Source organism: Mycobacterium sp. NGS49 (genome assembly GCF_059812565.1).
In genome coordinates this window covers 122,076-139,814 of record NZ_JCALCX010000017.1, presented here as the reverse complement: position 1 = coordinate 139,814, position 17,739 = coordinate 122,076, and the positions used below count along the sequence as shown (strand labels likewise).

General features: G+C 70.3%; 13 protein-coding genes and 1 pseudogene. 12 read left to right on the top strand and 2 right to left on the bottom strand.

Features of this window, described 5'->3' with window-relative positions:
• The coding region (locus AC5Y7D_RS19310) for a hypothetical protein (RefSeq protein WP_499926761.1) at positions 1–4,294 on the top strand (4,294 nt) is incomplete at its 5' end.
• A 135-nt stretch (positions 4,295–4,429) separates the two neighbouring features.
• Here AC5Y7D_RS19310 and AC5Y7D_RS19305 read toward each other — a convergent pair.
• Entirely contained in the window at positions 4,430–6,076 is a 1,647-nt protein-coding gene (locus tag AC5Y7D_RS19305; protein WP_499926759.1) for an alkaline phosphatase D family protein, read from the bottom strand.
• An 87-nt stretch (positions 6,077–6,163) separates the two neighbouring features.
• On the opposite strand from AC5Y7D_RS19305, the gene mddA reads away from it, so the two are divergent.
• Positions 6,164–6,919, top strand: a complete 756-nt coding sequence (gene mddA, locus AC5Y7D_RS19300; protein ID WP_499926757.1) for a methanethiol S-methyltransferase — start codon at positions 6,164–6,166, stop codon at positions 6,917–6,919.
• 16 nt (positions 6,920–6,935) lie between these two features.
• Positions 6,936–7,127 (top strand): annotated as a pseudogene (locus tag AC5Y7D_RS19295) (cation:proton antiporter); the annotation flags it as partial.
• A 3-nt stretch (positions 7,128–7,130) separates the two neighbouring features.
• Here AC5Y7D_RS19295 and AC5Y7D_RS19290 read toward each other — a convergent pair.
• A complete protein-coding gene (locus tag AC5Y7D_RS19290) occupies positions 7,131–7,589 on the bottom strand; it encodes an Rv3235 family protein (RefSeq protein WP_499926781.1) in 459 nt (152 codons plus the stop codon).
• 194 nt (positions 7,590–7,783) lie between these two features.
• Here AC5Y7D_RS19290 and AC5Y7D_RS19285 point away from each other — a divergent pair, with 194 nt between their 5' ends.
• The 9 genes from AC5Y7D_RS19285 (at position 7,784) to AC5Y7D_RS19245 (ending at position 17,739) form a co-directional block, all read left to right on the top strand.
• Positions 7,784–9,193, top strand: coding sequence for a WS/DGAT/MGAT family O-acyltransferase (locus tag AC5Y7D_RS19285; RefSeq protein ID WP_499926755.1), 1,410 nt, complete (start codon positions 7,784–7,786; stop codon positions 9,191–9,193).
• Between the two features lie 16 nt (positions 9,194–9,209).
• Positions 9,210–10,061, top strand: a complete 852-nt coding sequence (gene ppk2, locus AC5Y7D_RS19280) for a polyphosphate kinase 2 (protein WP_499926779.1) — start codon at positions 9,210–9,212, stop codon at positions 10,059–10,061.
• A complete protein-coding gene (locus AC5Y7D_RS19275) occupies positions 10,058–10,564 on the top strand; it encodes a DUF6912 family protein (protein ID WP_499926753.1) in 507 nt (168 codons plus the stop codon). Before ppk2 ends, AC5Y7D_RS19275 begins: the two co-directional genes overlap by 4 nt.
• Positions 10,565–10,781: 217 nt before the next feature.
• Positions 10,782–11,924 (top strand): ferredoxin reductase, encoded by a 1,143-nt coding sequence (locus tag AC5Y7D_RS19270; protein WP_499926751.1) that lies wholly within the window; start codon positions 10,782–10,784, stop codon positions 11,922–11,924.
• 91 nt (positions 11,925–12,015) lie between these two features.
• The gene (locus tag AC5Y7D_RS19265) at positions 12,016–13,296 is read left to right on the top strand and encodes a fatty acid desaturase family protein (RefSeq protein ID WP_499926749.1); all 1,281 of its coding nucleotides are present in this window, start codon (positions 12,016–12,018) and stop codon (positions 13,294–13,296) included.
• Between the two features lie 115 nt (positions 13,297–13,411).
• Positions 13,412–14,494 carry an AraC family transcriptional regulator gene (locus AC5Y7D_RS19260; protein ID WP_499926747.1) on the top strand — a complete coding sequence of 361 codons (1,083 nt, stop codon included), beginning with the start codon at positions 13,412–13,414 and terminating at the stop codon, positions 14,492–14,494.
• 34 nt (positions 14,495–14,528) lie between these two features.
• Positions 14,529–16,010, top strand: coding sequence for a flavin-containing monooxygenase (locus AC5Y7D_RS19255; RefSeq protein WP_499926745.1), 1,482 nt, complete (start codon positions 14,529–14,531; stop codon positions 16,008–16,010).
• Entirely contained in the window at positions 16,007–17,137 is a 1,131-nt protein-coding gene (locus tag AC5Y7D_RS19250) for a GMC family oxidoreductase N-terminal domain-containing protein (RefSeq protein ID WP_499926744.1), read from the top strand. Before AC5Y7D_RS19255 ends, AC5Y7D_RS19250 begins: the two co-directional genes overlap by 4 nt.
• Entirely contained in the window at positions 17,134–17,739 is a 606-nt protein-coding gene (locus tag AC5Y7D_RS19245) for a GMC oxidoreductase (protein ID WP_499926742.1), read from the top strand. The genes AC5Y7D_RS19250 and AC5Y7D_RS19245 overlap by 4 nt, the downstream gene beginning before the upstream one ends.

The window sequence follows — 17,739 nt, the reverse complement described above, 5'->3', positions numbered from 1 at the left end:
GCCTGGCGGCGGGGTTGGTGGGTTGGGTGGGGCTGGTGGTGTCGGTGGGGTTGGTGGAAGGGGCGCGGCGTTGTTCGGCGGCGGTGGGGCCGGCGGACTGGGCGGTGCTGGTGGCGTGGGTGGAGTCGGGGGGGCGGGCGCTGCTGGGGTGTTGACCGGTGGGGTGGGTGGAGACGGTGGAACTGGCGGTACGGGTGGGGTGGCCGGTCAGGGTGGGTCTGGGGGTGCAGCGGGGCAGTGGTTCAGCGCGGCCGGGTCCGCGGGCGGGGTGGGTGCGGGTGGCGACGGTGGCGTTGGAGGCGCCGGCGGGACCGGATTGTCGGGTGCGGATGCGGCGGCGGGCTCAGGCGCGACGGGGGGAATCGGATTCGCGGGGGGTACCGGTGGGGCCGGTGGGGCCGGCGGGTTCACCAGTGGCGGGCTTAATGGGTCGGGTGGGACGGGGGGTGCCGGCGGTGCCGGCGGTGCTGGTGGTGCGGGCGGATCGGGGTTGACCACCGCGGGTGGCAACGGTGGCGCGGGTGCTGCGGGAGGCGGCGCGGGAGCGGGTGGTGCGGTGGGAACCGGTGGGTCTGGGGGTAGCGCTGGGACGGGCGGCACGGGCGGAGCGGGCGGGGCCGGCGGGACTGGTGGAGCGGGGGCCCCCGACGCGGTGACCGGGCTGGCCGGCGGCACTGGCGGGACCGGCGGCGCGGGCGGCGCTGGTGGTAGCACCGCCGGCGGGGTTAATGGCAGCGGCGGTGCTGGTGGGGCTGGGGGGACTGGCGGGGTGGGTGGCGTCGGTATCACGGCAGGCGCGATCGCGGGTGCGGGTGGCTCTGGTGGGTCGGGCGGGGATGCGGGGGCCGGTGGGGCGGCGGGGACGGGCGGCACCGGTGGTAGTGCGGGGGCCGGTGGGACCGGCGGTACCGGCGGTACCGGCGGTACCGGTGGGCGCGGGAATAACGGGTTCTTCCCCGGTACCAACGGGTTTGTCGGCGGGGTGGGTGGCAGCGGTGGCAATGGTGGGGCGGGCGGCGACACGTTAGGTGGGATCAACGGATCTGGCGGGACCGGCGGTACCGGCGGGGCTGGCGGCGGTGGCGGCGACGGGGCGTTCGGTGGCGCGGTCGGCGGGAGTGGTGGGGCCGGGGCCAGCGGGGGGCAGGCGGGGGCCGGCGGGGCGCTGGGAACCGGCGGCACGGGCGGGACGCCTGGCAACGCCGGGATGGGTGGGCGCGGCGGGGACGGCGGCGCCGGCGCCGCCGGCTCCAACGGCACCAACGCGGCTGCGGGCAGCGGGGCGACCGGCGGGACCGGGTCTACCGGAGGGGCCGGCGGAGCAGGTGGCGCCGGCGGCGCCACAACCGCCGGTGGTGTCAACGGCAGCGGCGGCACCGGCGGCAATGGTGGGGCCGGCGGCACCGGTGGGGCCGGCGGTTCGGGCACGGTGGCGGGGTCGGTCGGCGGCAACGGTGGCACCGGCGGGACCGGTGGCGTCGCAGGTGCGGGTGGTGCAATCGGGACTGGCGGGTCCGGCGGGAATGCGGGTAACGCCGGGACGGGCGGGCGTGGCGGTAATGGCGGGGTCGGCGGCGCGGGCAGTGCGTTCACGGCGACGGTGTCCTCGGGGCAGGTCGGTGGCTCTGGGTTTGCCGGTGGGGCCGGTGGGGCTGGCGGCGTCGGCGGCGGCACCGGAACCGGTGGGATCAACGGCAGCGGCGGCACCGGAGGCACCGGCGGGGTCGGCGGCACCGGTGGGGCCGGCGGGTCGGGCGCCGCTACAGGTGTGTCCGGTGGGGCCGGCGGCGTCGGCGGGGCCGGTGGTGCGGCCGGCGCCGGTGGCGCGGCAGGAACGGGTGGTTCCGGCGGGGCGGCGGGTAACGCCGGTGTCGGCGGGCGTGGCGGGAATGGCGGGACCGGCGGGGCCGGCGCGGTGGGAGCGGATGCGCCGGTGGGGAGTGGCGCCGTGGGCGGGACCGGGCTTGCCGGCGGGGCCGGTGGGGCAGGCGGTGTCGGCGGCGGCACCGGGGTCGGTGGGACGAACGGCAGTGGCGGCACCGGAGGCACCGGCGGCGTCGGCGGCACCGGTGGGGCAGGGGGGTCGGGCACCGCAGGCGGCTCGGTCGGCGGCACCGGCGGGGTCGGCGGGACCGGTGGGGCGGCCGGAGCCGGTGGCACAGCCGGCGCGGGTGGTTCCGGCGGCGCGGCGGGTGACGCGGGCGTCGGCGGTGCGGGTGGACAGGGTGGTGTCGGCGGGGCGGGCAGCCGCGGCGCCGATGCGGCTGCAGGCAGTGCCGCAATCGGAGGGACCGGATTCGCTGGCGGGGCTGGGGGGGTAGGCGGAGCCGGCGGCAACAGTGGGGCCGGTGGCACCAACGGCATCGGCGGCAAAGGCGGCACCGGCGGCACCGGGGGTGGGGGAGGAACCGGCGGCTCGGGCACCGCCGCCGGCTCAGTCGGCGGTACCGGCGGGACCGGCGGGATTGGTGGAGCAGCCGGAGCCGGTGGCGCGGCCGGCAACGGAGGCGCCGGCGGTGGCGTCGGAGGAGCGGGCACCGGTGGCACCGGCGGCGTCGGAGGCGGCGGTGGCACGGGAACCGCCGGCGGCAACGCCGCCGCGTTATCCGGCGCTAACGGTGGTAACGGCTTCGCCGGTGGTGCCGGCGGTGCCGGTGGTGCCGGCGGCAGCACTTTCCCCGGCGGTATCAATGGCGGCGGCGGCGCGGGCGGCACCGGAGGAACGGGCGGAAATGGCGGTGCCGGCGGCTCGGGCACCCTCGCGGGCTCGGTCGGCGGCAACGGTGGCGACGCCGGCGCGGGCGGGGCGGCCGGCACCGGAGGCGCGGCAGGAACCGGCGGCACCGGCGGCAGCTCCGGCGCAGTCGGCAGGGGCGGCGACGGCGGTACCGGCGGAACCGGCGGCACCGGTAGCAACGGCGCCGACTCCGTCGGCTTCGGGCCTGCGCAAGCGGGCTTCGCGGGCGGTAAAGGGGGTGCCGGCGGCGGTGCCACCTCCGGCGGCAACGGCGGTACCGGTGGGGACGGTGGTGCTGGTGGAACAGGCGGTAACGACGTCGTCGCCCCCGGCGATCTTGGTGCTGCCGGCGGTGCCGGCGGTGCCGGCGGTGCCGGCGGTGCCGTGGCCGGCGGCGGCAACGCTGGTAGTGGGGGTGCCGGCGGTACCGGCGGTAGCGGTGGTCTAAGTCAAGGTGGCGTCAAATCTGGCAATGGCGGCGTCGGCGGCGCCGGCGGGGCCGGCGGCACCGCGAACGACGGCGGTGACGGCGGTGCGGGCGGCGGTGGCGGTGACGGCGGTACTGGCGGTGCTGCTGTCGGCACCGGCGGGGGCGGTGACGGCGGTAAGGGCGGCGCGGGCGGCGCCGGCGGAAAGGCAACCGGCGGCGGCGACGGCGGTGCGGGCGGCGACGGCGGCTTCGGCGGCGTGGGGGGCCTGGCCAGCGCTACGAATGGACCGGGCGGGACCGGCGGGGCCGGCGGCAATGGGGGTGCGGGCGGCGCCGCAACCGACGGTGGTGACGGCGGTGACGCGGGCAACGGCGGCGCGGGCGGCGATGGCGGCGGGCCCGCGGGCGTCGGCGTTGTTTTTGGCGGGAGCGGTGGATTCGGTGGGACGGGTGGGGTTGGCGGTGCCGCTACCGGCGGCGGCAACGGCGGCAATGGTGGTGACGGCGGTGCCGGCGGTCGCGGTGCGGATATCGGTTTCCTGAACACCGGGGCAGGCGGCGTTGGCGGTAATGCGGGCGCAGGCGGTGCGGGCGGCGCCGCGACCGGCGGGGGCAACGGTGGCGCGGGCGGAAGCGGCGGCCTGGGCGGCAACGGTGGTGACGCGGGCATCGGCGGCGGCGCAGGCCGTGATGGGGGCGACGGCGGGGCGGGCGGCGCCGGCGGCGGCGCGGACGGTGTGGGCGACGCCGGTGACGGCGGCGCCGGCGGCAACGGCGGGCGTGGCGGCGACGGCTTCGGAGGTAGCAATCCGACAGGAAATGGCGGCAATGCCGGCAACGGTGGGTTCGGCGGCAACGCGACCGGCAGCGGCACGGGCGGGGACGGGGGCGGCGGCGGTGAAGGCGGCGATGCCGGCGGCGGCGGAAATGTCAGCGCAGACGGCGGCGACGGCGGTGCAGGCGGCAGCGGCGGCAGCGGCAACACCGGCCCCGGCGGGAACGGCGGCGACGGCGGCGACGGCGGTCAGCCCTACCTGACTGGAACGGGCGGCACCGGCGGGGCTGGTGGTCCGGGCGGGCCGGGTACTCCGCCGGGTGAGGCGGGTGACCCGGGCGCTGGCGGGTGAGAAATCCTCGCGGGCCTGCTCACCGTCGGCGGGAGGTCTGGCACGACGGCGTCGTGCGAGGCGCCCGTCCTCACCCTGGCCACGGTGGATTCTGGACCGCCGGTCGCGCTACAGCGCCGCGCGGTGATGTCCCCGTCAGGTCGGCCGGCTGAGCTGTACCCGGCCGACCTCTTCCAGCGCATCGGGGCCGCGAGGCTGTTCGAAGAGCACCTCGGCGCCGCGGCCGTCTACCAGCAGGGTGGCAATGGTGTTCCCGAACAGCGGGCCGCAGACGTTAGCCCAGGACAATGGGGGCTCGGGCACCCGGCGCAGGCGCGCCCACCATCGGGCGAGCCGGGCCGCCGGACGTGTCCAGGCCACCGTGAACACCGGCTTGACGAACTTCGGAACATAGTTGTTCACCGGCGAGCACACCAGCTGATGCACTGTGGCAGTGGCCTTCTCGTCAGCGTCACCGGGCCACTGTGCGCGCGCTGCATAGCTGTGGTGCACGTCGCCGGACAGCACGCTGACGGTCGCGGGTCCGTCGGGATGACTGGCGACCGAGTAGATCATCTCGGCGAGCCGCACGAACGATTTGAAGAAGGCCGGCCAGTGCTCGAAGTCCACTGCCCTGCGGGTCTTTTCGGCAAGCCTGCCACGGAGGCCGGACTGGTCTGCGTTGCGCTCGTTGACCGCCTCCAGGTCTGCGAGCGCGGGGGGCATCAGCCACGGCACCGAGGAGGCCAGCATCAAGTGGTCCAGCTCGTCGAGGCCGTCGGCGACCTGAGTTCGCACCCAGCCGAACTCGTGCTCCCCGATCATCATCCGCTCGCCGGAGTCCAGGATGCGGCCGTTGCGTGAGTCGATCATGATGAGCCGGGTGCGGCCGAAGTCCCATCGATAGCTGAACCTGATGCCCTTGTTGTGGTCGACCTCGCGGTCGGCGCGGTCGGCCAATTCGGCCAGCTGCGGCCAGCAGTCGCCTTCGGTCTCGAGCAGCCGTCGGTAGTCCTCGTCCTCGGCCAGCTCGGCCGGGCTCAAATTGCCCAGGTGCTGATAGACCCAGTAGGACGCCAGGCCGGCCCGGATCCGGTCGCGCCACCACGGCTTCTGCTTCATGTCGGCGCGCCAGGACGCCGAGGTGTTCCAGTCGTCCCTGATGTCGTGATCGTCGAAGATCATCGCGGTGGGGACCGTGGACATCAACCACCGGATCTCCGGATCGCTCCACGAATGGCGGTACAGGCGTTCGTATTCGGTGAAACTGACCACCTCGTCCGGCGGGCGCTTCGCACGCGTGGAGCGGCTGCGGCGGCCGGCCATCCGTCGCCTCGACTCCGGGGTCAGTTCGTCGGCGTACAACTGGTCGCCGAGCAGGATGAGCGCCTCGGGCCAGTCGTCGATCGGCTGAGTGGCCATCCGGGCGGCGTAAGTGTCCAGCGCGTCGAGCCCGAGTTTGGAGTCCACGCTCTCGTCGTCGGTCTTGGGGTATCGGCACGAACCGAAGATCGCCTGCAGCCGATGGGTGGACGAGGGCCCCCGGGTACGGATGACGCTGGGCGGGAAGGGCGAGTCCGCGAGCGGCCAGACCACTTCGCCGTCGAGTTTGACGTCGTATTCGGTGACGCTGTCCGGGGTCAGCCCGCTCACCGTGACCAGAGCGTAGTGATGACCTCCTACTGCGAAGGTCCGGGCGGATCCGCCCAGCACCTGCACCGTTGCCGCGCTATCGGTTTGGACCCAGATCACCGCGGTCGTGTCGGAGACGTGCCGCAGAGCGGGACCGAGCAAGAGTGCCATTGAACCACCCTACGGCGAGCGGCGCGTCTGGAATATTGAGGCATCCGCCTCATGATCGGGTGGGCCGCTGCGGCGAACAATCGACCCATGAAACGCAATCTGATCATCGTTTACGGCGCACTCAGCTACCTGATGTTCCTGGTCGCCTTCTTGTATGCCGTCGGCTTCGTCGGCGCATTCCCGTTGCCCCGCAACGTCGATCACGGGATCGCGGCACCGCTGTGGGAAGCGCTCCTGGTCAACACGGGGCTGCTGGGGGTGTTCGGCGCTCAGCACAGTGTGATGGCGCGGCCCGGGTTCAAGCGATGGTGGACCCGCTTCGTGCCGAAGCCGATCGAGCGCAGCACCTATGTGCTGCTGGCCAGTTCCGCGCTGCTGCTGCTCTACTGGCAATGGCGGACGATGCCGGCCCTGGTGTGGGAGGTGCGGCAACCCGGCGGGCGCTGGGCGCTGTGGGTGCTGTTCTGGCTCGGCTGGGCGGTGGTTCTGGCGTCGACGTTCATGATCAACCATTTCGACCTGTTCGGTCTGCGGCAGGTGTACCTGGCCTGGCGCGCAAAGCCCTACACCGAACTCGGCTTCCGCACCCAGCTGCTCTACCGGCTGGTGCGCCACCCGCTGATGCTCGGCTTCCTGGTGGCGTTCTGGGCGGCGCCGACGATGTCGGCCGGGCACCTGCTGTTCTCAATCGGCACCACGGCCTACATCCTGGTTGCCCTGCAGCTCGAAGAGCGCGACCTGACGGCCGCCCTGGGCGACCGCTACCGGGACTACCGGCGCCGGGTGCCGATGCTCATTCCGGTTCCGTCGCGGCGCTCGGCCAGAACCGCCGCCCGGCCGTAGCCGTCGCGCTTCTGTCCGGCCGCACCAGCTGCGAGCCGGAACGGCTCTGATTGCCAGGGGGGAGTTCTCGCTGATCATCATCGGACTGGTGGGCACATCGATTCCGGTGGTGGCGGCGCTGGCGACGTCTTAGGTGTTCCTGATGGCGATCGCCGGTCCGGTGCTGTCCCGTTACATCGGGGGCCGGTCGCCGGCGGCGGCGCGCTAGCCGTCAACCGATGTGCAGGGCGACCACCAGCCATCGGCCGGCTGGCAGCCGCTGCACGCGGCAGGCGATCGCGTGTACCCGCTCGCCGCGGCCGTAGGTGCCGAACACCTCGGCCGCGTTGTCCCCGGCAGCAGGCTGCACCCGCATGCGCCGCAACACCGCGGCCCCCGAGGCCCCGGCCACGGCTCGCCTCAGCGCGAGCACGGAGTCCACCAGGCCCGGCGCCAACACCGAACCCAGTTGCGCGGCCGGACGGCGCCGGTCGATCACTTCCAGCACCCGGCGCAGCGCCGCGTCGGCGAACACGGCTGCCTGGCGCATCTGCGGTGACAGCGGCGGCGATACCGTGTTCGGCGAGCCGCGCCGATGAGGTCGTGCGGCCGGACGACGGGACGACGGCACGCGAAGCGGTTCGGCTGGACCGGCAGAATGGGTCGGGGGCTCGTAGTCGACCACCGGCATGACGGCGTTGTCGGGCGCATGCACCGCTGCAGAGTGCCAGACGAACGCTGGTCGGGGGTATTCACTTTCGGCCTCCATCCACAGCCGCCGCCGGGGCGCCCCCCTCGCCGTCATCGACCCGCGACTGCCGTTACCGTGGGCGGCAGGATGACCTGCTGACAAACCGGCGACTTGACGAGGAGGACAGGGCCGCGATGGTGACTCGTTTGTCCCCTGCGGACACGTCTTTCTATCGCCTGGAGAACACGGCTACGCCGATGTATGTCGGTTCACTGTCGATCCTGCGCCGCCCCCGGTCCGGTTTGAGCTACGAGACGCTGCTGGCCACGGTCGAACAGCGTTTACCGCAGATTCCGCGGTACCGCCAGAAGGTGCGTGAGGTCACCTTCGGCATGGCACGGCCGGTGTGGATCGACGACCGCGACTTCGACATCACCTACCACGTCCGGCGCTCGGCGCTGCCCTCCCCGGGCAGTGACGAGCAACTGCACGAGCTGATCGCGCGGTTGGCCGCGCGCCCCTTGGACAAGTCGCGACCGTTGTGGGAGATGTACCTGGTCGAAGGTCTGGCCAAGAACCGCATCGCGTTGTACACCAAGTCGCACCAGGCGTTGATCAACGGGATGGGTGCGCTGGAGATCAACCACGTCATCGCCGACCGGACGCGGCGCCCGCCGGCTTTTCCCGAGGACATCTGGATCCCCGAACGCGACCCCGGCAGCACCCGATTGGTGATCGGCGCGATCGGTGACTGGATCGCGGGCCCCGGTACTCAGTTGCGGGCCGTCGGGTCCTCGCTGGCCGGGTTGGCGACCAGCTCATCGCAGCTCGTCGAGGCCGGCCGCCGGGTAGCGGACTTCGCCCGCACGGTGGCCCGCGGTACCGCGCCCAACAGCCCGCTCAACGCCACCGTCTCGCGCAACAGACGGTTCACGGTGGCGCGCGGGAAGCTCGAGGACTATCGGGCGGTGCGGGCCCGCTACGACTGCGACATCAACGACGTGGTGCTGGCCGTGGTGACCGGGGCCCTGGGCAACTGGCTGATGTCGCGCGGTGAGGCCGTGTCGTCGACGGCGACGGTGCGCGCGCTTGCGCCGCTGTCCGTCTATGCCGAGGAACAACTCGACTCCACCGGCCCCGGCCAGGCGATGAGCGAGGTGACACCGTTTCTGGTCGACCTGCCGGTGGGGGAGGGCAACGCGGTGGTGCGCCTGTCGCAGATCGCCCATGCCACTGAGTCGAATCCGTCGGCATCCAGCCGGGTCGACGCCAGGACGATCGTCACGTTGTCGGGTTTCGCGCCGCCGACCTTGCACGCCATGGGGATCCGGGTGGCGACCAGTTTCTCGGCCCGCCTGTTCAACCTGCTGATCACCAACGCGCCGGGAGCGCAGTCGCAGATGTTCATCGCGGGCACCAAGTTGCTCGAGACCTATGCCGTGCCGCCGTTGCTGCACAATCAGGCACTGGCCATCAGCGTGACGTCCTACAACGGCATGCTGTATTTCGGCATCAACGCAGACCGCGACGCCATGAGCGATGTCGACCTGCTGCCCGGACTGCTCGGCCAGGCGCTGGACGAGCTGCTGGAAGCTTCCCGGTAGTTCCCGCCGGTTAGGGATAACATCCGTTGGTGTGAGCACCGGGAAGAAAAAGAAGTCCGCGACCGCGCCGAAGATCCCGAATGACCTTTACGAGGCCGAATTATTCAGATTGCAAACGGAATTCGTGAAGTTGCAGGAATGGGTACGGCACACCGGTGCCCGGCTGGTGGTGATTTTCGAGGGTCGCGACGCCGCCGGCAAGGGCGGCGCCATCAAGCGGATCACCGAATACCTCAGCCCCCGGGTCGCCCACATCGCCGCGCTGCCCGTCCCCACCGACCGCGAACGCGGGCAGTGGTACTACCAGCGCTACATCACCCATCTGCCCGCCAAAGGCGAGATCGTGCTCTTCGACCGGTCGTGGTACAACCGCGCCGGCATCGAGAAAGTCATGGGATTCTGCACGCCGCACGAGCATGCGCTGTTCCTGCGTCAGACACCGATATTCGAACAGATGCTCATCGACGACGGGATCCTGCTGCGCAAGTACTGGTTCTCGGTTTCCGAGGCCGAGCAGTTGCGCCGGTTCAAGGCCAGGCTCAATGATCCTGTCCGGCAATGGAAACTCAGCCCGACTGACATGGAGTCGGTGTACCGGTGGGAGGACTATTCGCGCGCCAAGGACGAGATGATGGTGCACACCGACACCCCGGTGAGCCCCTGGTACGTCGTGGAATCCGACATCAAGAAGCACGCGCGGCTGAACATGATGGCCCACCTGCTGTCCACCGTCGAGTACCGCGATGTGGAGAAGCCCGTCGTGAAGATCCCGGCGCACCCGGTCGTCAGTGGAAACTACCAGCGCCCGGCCCGGGAGTTGTCCAATTACGTCGACGACCACGTCGCCCACTTGATGCGCGGCGCATGACCCAGGTCTACGTTCCAGCGACCCTGGCCATGCTGGCGCAGCTCGTCGCGGACGGATTCCTTCGCCCGGTCAACGGCACCGCTTTCGCGGTCACGCCCGCACTTCGGGAGGCCTACGCCGAGGGCGACGACGACGAATTGGCCGAGGTGGCGCTACGGGAGGCGGCGCTGGCGTCCTTGCGCCTGCTGGCCGTTGAGCAAGGCGACGGCCTGCCACCCCGCCGTGCGGTGGTGGCCGCCGAGGTCGACTCCGAAGGTGTCGGTTTGCGGCCCGATCTCGACGACGCGGTGGTAAGGCTGGACGGGGCGGTGCCCATGGACCGGGTGGTCGCCGCCTATGTGGACAACGCCGGCGCCGAGCCGGCGGTGCAGGCCGCTGTCGAGGCGATCGATGCCGCAGACCTGGGGGACGAGGACGCCGACCTGATCGTCGGCGACGCGCAGGACCACGATCTGGCGTGGTATGCGACGCAGGAACTGCCGTTTCTGCTGGACCTGCTCTGAAAGGAGCGCGGCGGTGCTCGTCTACAACCGCCGCAGGACGCCAGCGCCTTCCATCGCGGCATGTATTGCCCCACCCGGTGGGACCCGATCTTCGATGCCTACATGCCCAGGTGTGCGCACCGCTGCTGTCGCTACGATCGCGTAACCTACGGTACCGTAGCCTTATTGCGCTCTGTTGAGCCCGATAGCAGCGGCCGCATCACCAGCAGGAGCTTCGATGAGTAAGAAACACGCGGCACTGTCCGCCAATCTCGTCGGCACCAGGCGCGCGACCATCGCCGGTGCCGACCGGCATCCCGGCTGGCACGCCTTGCGGACGCTGGCCGAACGCATCACCACGCCGCTGCTGCCCGACGACTATCTGAGCCTGGCCAACCCGCTGTGGTCGGCCCGCGAGTTGCGGGGCCGCATCCTGGAAGTCCGTCGCGAAACCGAGGACTCCGCGACGCTGGTGATCAAACCCGGCTGGGGATTCAGCTTCGACTACCAGCCCGGCCAGTACGTCGGCATCGGCGTGCTGGTCGACGGGCGCTGGCGCTGGCGGTCGTATTCGCTCACCTCGAGCCCCGCGGCACTCCGTCCGGCGCGGACCATCACCATCACCGTCAAGGCCATGCCGGAAGGCTTTCTGTCCACCCATCTCGTCGCCGGTGTCGAACCCGGGACCATCGTGCGGCTGGCCGCACCGCAGGGAAACTTCGTGCTCCCCGACCCGGCGCCGCCGGCAATCCTGTTCCTCACCGCCGGTTCCGGGATCACCCCGGTGATGTCGATGCTGCGAACGTTGGTGCGGCGCAACCAGATCGCCGACATCGCCCACGTGCATTCGGTACCCACCGCCGCCGACGTCATGTTCGCCACCGAGCTGGCAGCGCTGGCGCAGCGCCACCCCGGCTATCGCCTGTCGGTACGCGAGACGCGTATCCAGGGCCGCCTGGATCTGTCCCGGCTCGACCAAGAAGTGCCGGACTGGCGGGAACGCCAGACCTGGGCGTGCGGGCCCGAGGGCCTGCTCGATCGGGCCGCCAAGCTGTGGACCTCGGCAGGCGTCGGCGATCGGTTACACCTCGAGCGGTTCGCGGTGACCAGGGCCGCTCCGGCGGGAGCGGGCGGAACCGTCACGTTCGCCCGCAGCGGCAAGAGTGTGGCCGCCGATGCGGCTACGTCGGTGATGGATGCCGGTGAGGGGGCGGGCGTGCAGATGCCGTTCGGGTGCCGAATGGGTATCTGCCAGTCCTGTGTCGTCGACCTGGTGGAGGGCCATGTCCGCGACCTGCGCACCGGCCGCGAGCACGATCCCGGTACCCGGGTACAGACTTGCGTGTCTGCAGCATCAGGTGATTGCGTGGTCGACATCTAGAGTTACCCACAGGTAACCTACGGATTCGTAGGTTACGATAGCGTAAGCGTAGGGAACTCAGTACAGACGCACCACGATCATCGGGGAGAACATGGCGATCACGGACGTCGAACAATTCGCGCACCTCACGGACGCCGACATCGAGAGTCTGGCCTTCGAACTGGACGCGATACGCCGCGACATCGAAGAGTCGCGCGGTGAACGCGATGCCCGCTACATCCACCGAACCATCGCCGCGCAGCGCGCGCTGGAGTTGTCCGGCCGGGTGATGCTGGCCGCAGGCTCGCGGCGCTGGGCATGGTGGGCGGGCACCGCGACCTTGGGCCTGGCCAAGATCATCGAGAACATGGAGATCGGCCACAACGTCATGCACGGCCAGTGGGACTGGATGAACGATCCGGAGATCCACTCCTCGTCGTGGGAGTGGGACATGAGCGGGCCTTCCAAACACTGGCGCTACACCCACAACTTCGTGCACCACAAGTACACCAACATTCTGGGCATTGACGACGACGTCGGCTACGGTTTGCTGCGCGTCACCCGGGACCAGCCCTGGAAACGTTTCAACATCTTCAATCTCCTGTGGAACACGCTGCTGTTGCTCCTGTTCGAATGGGGCGTCGGTCTGCAGCACGTCGAGATCGGCAAGATCGTCAAGAAGCGGATGGATCACGCCGAGGCTCGGGAACGCATCGACGATTTCCTGGTGAAGGCCGGACACCAGGTGGTCAAGGATTACGTCGCGTTCCCGGCGCTCACCTCGTTGTCGCCGGGGGCAACGTATTCCTCCACGTTGAAGGCCAATGCGCTGGCCAACGTGATTCGCAACGTCTGGGCCAACGCCGTCATCTTCTGCGGCCATTTCCCCGACGGCGCAGAAAAATTCGCCAAGACGGACATGGTCGGTGAGACCAAGGGGCAGTGGTACCTGCGGCAGATGCTGGGCAGTGCCAATTTCGAGGGCGGCCCGGTATTGCGGTTCATGAGCGGCAACCTGTGCCACCAGATCGAGCACCACCTGTATCCCGACCTGCCGAGCAATCGCCTGCACGAGATCTCGGTGCGGGTGCGCCAGATCTGCGACAAGTACGACTTGCCTTACACCACAGGCTCATTCCTGATGCAGTACGGCAGGACGTGGCGGACCCTGGCCAAGTTGTCGCTGCCGGACAAGTATCTGCGCGACGACGCAGACAACGCGCCGGAGACGCGCAGCGAGCGGATGTTCGCCGAACTGGGACCTGATTTCGCGGGCACCGACCCCAGCACCGGACGCCGGCGGGGCCTGCGGACGGCGATCGCCACCGTGCGGGGCTGGCGGCGCAACCAGCGGTCTGTTGCCGCGACCGCCGACGACGACCTCGCGGCATAGCCTTCCCCGGCCCACCTTCGTCGAGCGTGTACTGAGGGCGGGATTTCGGCGATCTTTCCACCCTGAGCGCACGTTCGGCGCCCGGCAGGTTCGCCCGGGCGGCCATACTGGGATAGTGCCGGTGTTCGTCGGGTCGCAGGTGTCGCACTGGGATTTCCCGCGGACCACGGCCAGCGTCGCCTTGATGGCGGAATTCGGTTGCCAGAACGGGATTTCGGTCGCTGACGTACTCGCGAGTTCGGGTCTGTCAGAGGCCGACCTGCACGATCACCAGCGGATGATCCTGGGGCGCCAGGAGCTGGCTGTCGCAACGAATCTGGTCGATCTGCTGGGGGACCCCGCCGACCTGGGCGTGCGGGTGGGCAGTAGCTATCACGTCGGATCCTTCGGCATCTTCGGCTTCGCCTGCCTGACCAGTTCGACGCTGGGCGACGCCGTCCGCTTCGCGGCCCGGTACTACGACCTCAGCTATGGCTTCTGCCTGCCGACGGTCACGGTGGAGGGGCCGGTGGTGGCGTTGCGGCTCGACCTGCCCGACCTGACCGGTCCGGTGGCAGAGTTCCTGATGCGGCGCGACCTGGCGGCGATCGCCCGGGTGATGTCGGAGTTGCTGGGCAGCCCCATCCCGTTCACCTCGATCGAGTTCGCCGGCCCGGCACCGTCCTCGGGAGACACCGCGGCCTGCGAGGCCTTCGGTGTGACGCCCGGGTACGACGCGACGGCCACCGTGGCGCGTTGGCCGGCGGGGCTGCTGGACAACCGGCTACCGCAGGCCAGCGAGATGAGCAGGGTCATGTGCGAGCAGCAGTGCCAGGCCCTGCTGGAACGCCGCCGACAACGCACCGGCGTGGCCCGGCGGGTACGCGACCGGCTGGCGTCCATCGATGGCGAACCGCACACCATCGCGGCCGTCGCCCGGCAGCTGGCGATGAGCGAGCGGACATTGCGGCGGCGGCTGGCCGAGGAGAACACGACCTTCCGCGAACTTCTCGAGGAGGTCCACCGCGTGCTGGCCGAGGAGCTGTTGGCGACCGGCGCGCTCTCGGTCGAGGACGTGGCGTTGCGGCTGGGCTACGCCGAGGCGACCAGCTTCATCGCCGCCTTCAAGCGCTGGACGGGCACCACACCCGCCCGCTACCAGCGGTCGGTCGCCCCACGTTTGGCCGGAATCATGGATTTGCCGACCGCAATCGGCTGACGCCGAGGCGCCGATCGCCCCTAACGTCGGAGGTATGAGATCAGTACCTCGCGTTTTGGTGATCGGCGCCGGCTTCGGTGGCCTGGCCGCCGCTTACGAGCTGTCCAAGGACGGTCTCGCCGACGTCACGGTGCTGGAGAAGGCCGACGACATCGGCGGCGTGTGGCGGGAGAACACCTATCCCGGCGCCGCGTGCGACGTCCCGTCGAACCTGTACTCCTACTCCTTCGCCCGCAAGACCGACTGGGGCCGTCGCTACGCCGAGCAGCCCGACATCCTGGGTTACATCCATGACACCGCGGACCGCTTCGGCTTGCGGCAACTGGTGCGTACCGGTGTGGAGGTGACCGCCGCGGAATACGACGACGCCACCGCCACCTGGCGGGTGCAGACCTCCTCCGGGGACACATTCGAGGCCGATGTGTTGGTACCCGCGGTCGGGCAGCTGTCCCGGCCGGCGCTGCCGAACATCCCGGGCCTGGACACCTTCGCCGGCCCCTCGTTTCACTCGGCGCAGTGGCGCCACGACGTCGACCTGACCGGCAAGCGCGTCGCGGTCCTGGGCACCGGCGCGTCGGCGATCCAGTTCGTCCCGCGCATCCGTCGAAACGCCAGGCATGTCAGGGTCTTTCAGCGCTCGGCGCCCTATGTGGTGCCGAAGCTGGATCGCGCCTACACCGACAAGCACCACGCCGCGTTCGCGCGGGTCCCCGGCTTGGCCACGGCGATGCGCAACACCATCTGGGAGACCACCGAGCTGCTGGGTTTCGCGCTGACCAAAGCCGCGCCGCTGGCCCGGGTGCTGCAGGCGCTGGCGTCGTCGAACCTCAAGCGCCACATCAAGGACCCGGCGCTGCGGGCCAAGCTCACTCCCGACTATCCGATCGGTTGCAAGCGCGTGCTGTTCAGCAGTGAGTGGTATCAGGCGCTGGCGTGCGACAACGTTGACGTCGAGACCGAAACCATCACCGAGGTGACGCCGGCCGGTGTGCGGACCGCTGACGGCCGGCTGCACGAAGTGGACGTGATCATCTACGGCACCGGATTCAAGGCCACCGAATTCCTGGCCCCGATGGCGATCACCGGTCGCGACGGACGCGATTTGCACACCGAGTGGGCCGAGGGTGCCCGCGCCCACCTCGGCATGGCCGTTCCGGGCTTTCCGAATATGTTCCTGATCTACGGCCCGAACACCAACCTGGGCAGCAGCTCGATCATTTTGATGATGGAGCAGCAGTCCCGCTACATCCGTCAGATCGTGCGGGAGCTGGCCCGCGGTCCAGTGGCGCGCGCGTTCGAGGTACGGCGCGATGTCGAGCAGTCCTACGACTCGGGTGTTCAGTCTCGGCTGGAGCGCGGGGTATGGACGTCCTGTGACTCGTGGTACCGCACCGAATCGGGCCGGGTCACCACCAACTGGCCAGGGCTGGTCCACGAATATCAGCGCCGTACCCGGATCGCGGCGCTGGACGACTATCACGTAGTTCTTCCCGTACCGGTGGAGGTCAGCGCGTGACCTCATTCGACTACGACGTGCTCGTCATCGGGTCCGGCTTCGGCGGCAGCGTGACCGCACTGCGGCTGAGCGAAAAGGGTTACCGGGTAGGCGTTCTCGAGGCGGGCCGGCGGTTCCGCGACGAAGACTTCGCCAAGAACAGCTGGCACGTGCGGGACTACCTGTTCAAGCCGTCCGTCGGCTGCTACGGCATCCAGCGGATCGACGTGCTCTCCGATGCCGTCGTGCTCAGCGGCGCCGGGGTGGGTGGCGGCTCGCTGGTGTACGCCAACACGCTGTACCAGCCCGGGGACCCGTTCTACGACGACCCGCGCTGGAGCACGATCACGGACTGGAAAGACGAGCTGGCCCCCTGGTACGACCAGGCGCAGCGGATGCTCGGCGTCGAGACCTATCCGCGCACAACGCCTTCGGACAAGGTGATGTTGCAGATAGCCACCGACCTCGGGGTCGCGGACTCCTTTCACGCCACCCGGGTCGGGGTGTGTTTCACCGGCGCGGACGGACGTTTGGCCGACCCCGGCGCGCCCGTCGGCGACCCCTACTTCGGCGGCGCCGGCCCGGACCGCAACGCCTGCCGGCACTGCGGCGAATGCATGACGGGCTGTCGGCACAACGCCAAGAACACGCTGGTCAAGAACTACCTGTACCTCGCCGAGAAACTGGGCACCACGATCCACCCGCTGACGACGGTCGTCGACGTCCGGCCGCGTGCCGGTGGCGGGTACGACGTGGTCACCCGGCGTACCGGGGCCAAGGCCCGTCGGCGCCGCCGGACGTTCACCGCCGAGCAGGTGGTGTTCTCGGCCGCCGCCCTGGGCACCCAGCGGCTGCTGCACCGGCTGCGCGACGGCGGCAGCCTGCCGCACGTCTCGCCCAAGCTGGGTGAGCTGTCACGGACCAACTCCGAGGCGATCCTGGCGGTGCGGGCGCGCCGCGACGACGTGGATTACTCCGAGGGCGTGGCGATCACGTCGTCCATCCACCCGGACGAGCACACCCACGTCGAGCCCTGCCGCTACGGCCACAATTCCAATCTGATGGGGCTGATGGGCACCGTCCTGGTCGACGGACTCGATGGTGGCCCCAAAAAAGGGGAAAAAGGGGCAGGTGGCGGACCGGCATGAAAGAGTTTGTGCGCCAACGCCGGGACCTGCGCCGCCTGCTCAATCCGAGGCGCTGGTCGCAGCAGACCATCCCGCTCTTGGTGATGCAGACCCACGACAACTCGCTCACCACCTTCACCCGGCGCGGGCTGTTCGGGCGACGCATGGTGACGCGGCAAGGTGTGGGCGAGCCGAACCCGACCTGGATCCCGGTCGGACACGAGGTCGCCCGGCGGGCGGCCGAGCATCTGGACGGAATCGCCGGCGGCGCCTGGGCTGATCTCGCCGACATTCCGATGACGGGACACTTCATCGGTGGCTGCGTGATCGGCGAAACGCCGGCCGACGGCGTGGTGGATCCCTACCACCGCATGCACGGGCACCCCGGGTTGCATGTGATCGACGGCTCCACCATCACCGCGAATCTCGGCGTGAACCCGTCGCTCACCATCACCGCGCTGGCCGAGCGCGCCGCGTCGCTATGGCCGAACAAGGGCGAGCCGGACCGGCGACCGCCCCTGGGTGCCGCCTACGTCCGCGTCGCGCCGGTGGCCCCGGTCAACCCGGCGGTCCCGGCGAGTGCGCCCGGCGCACTGCGCGGTGACCGGGACTACGCTCGATAG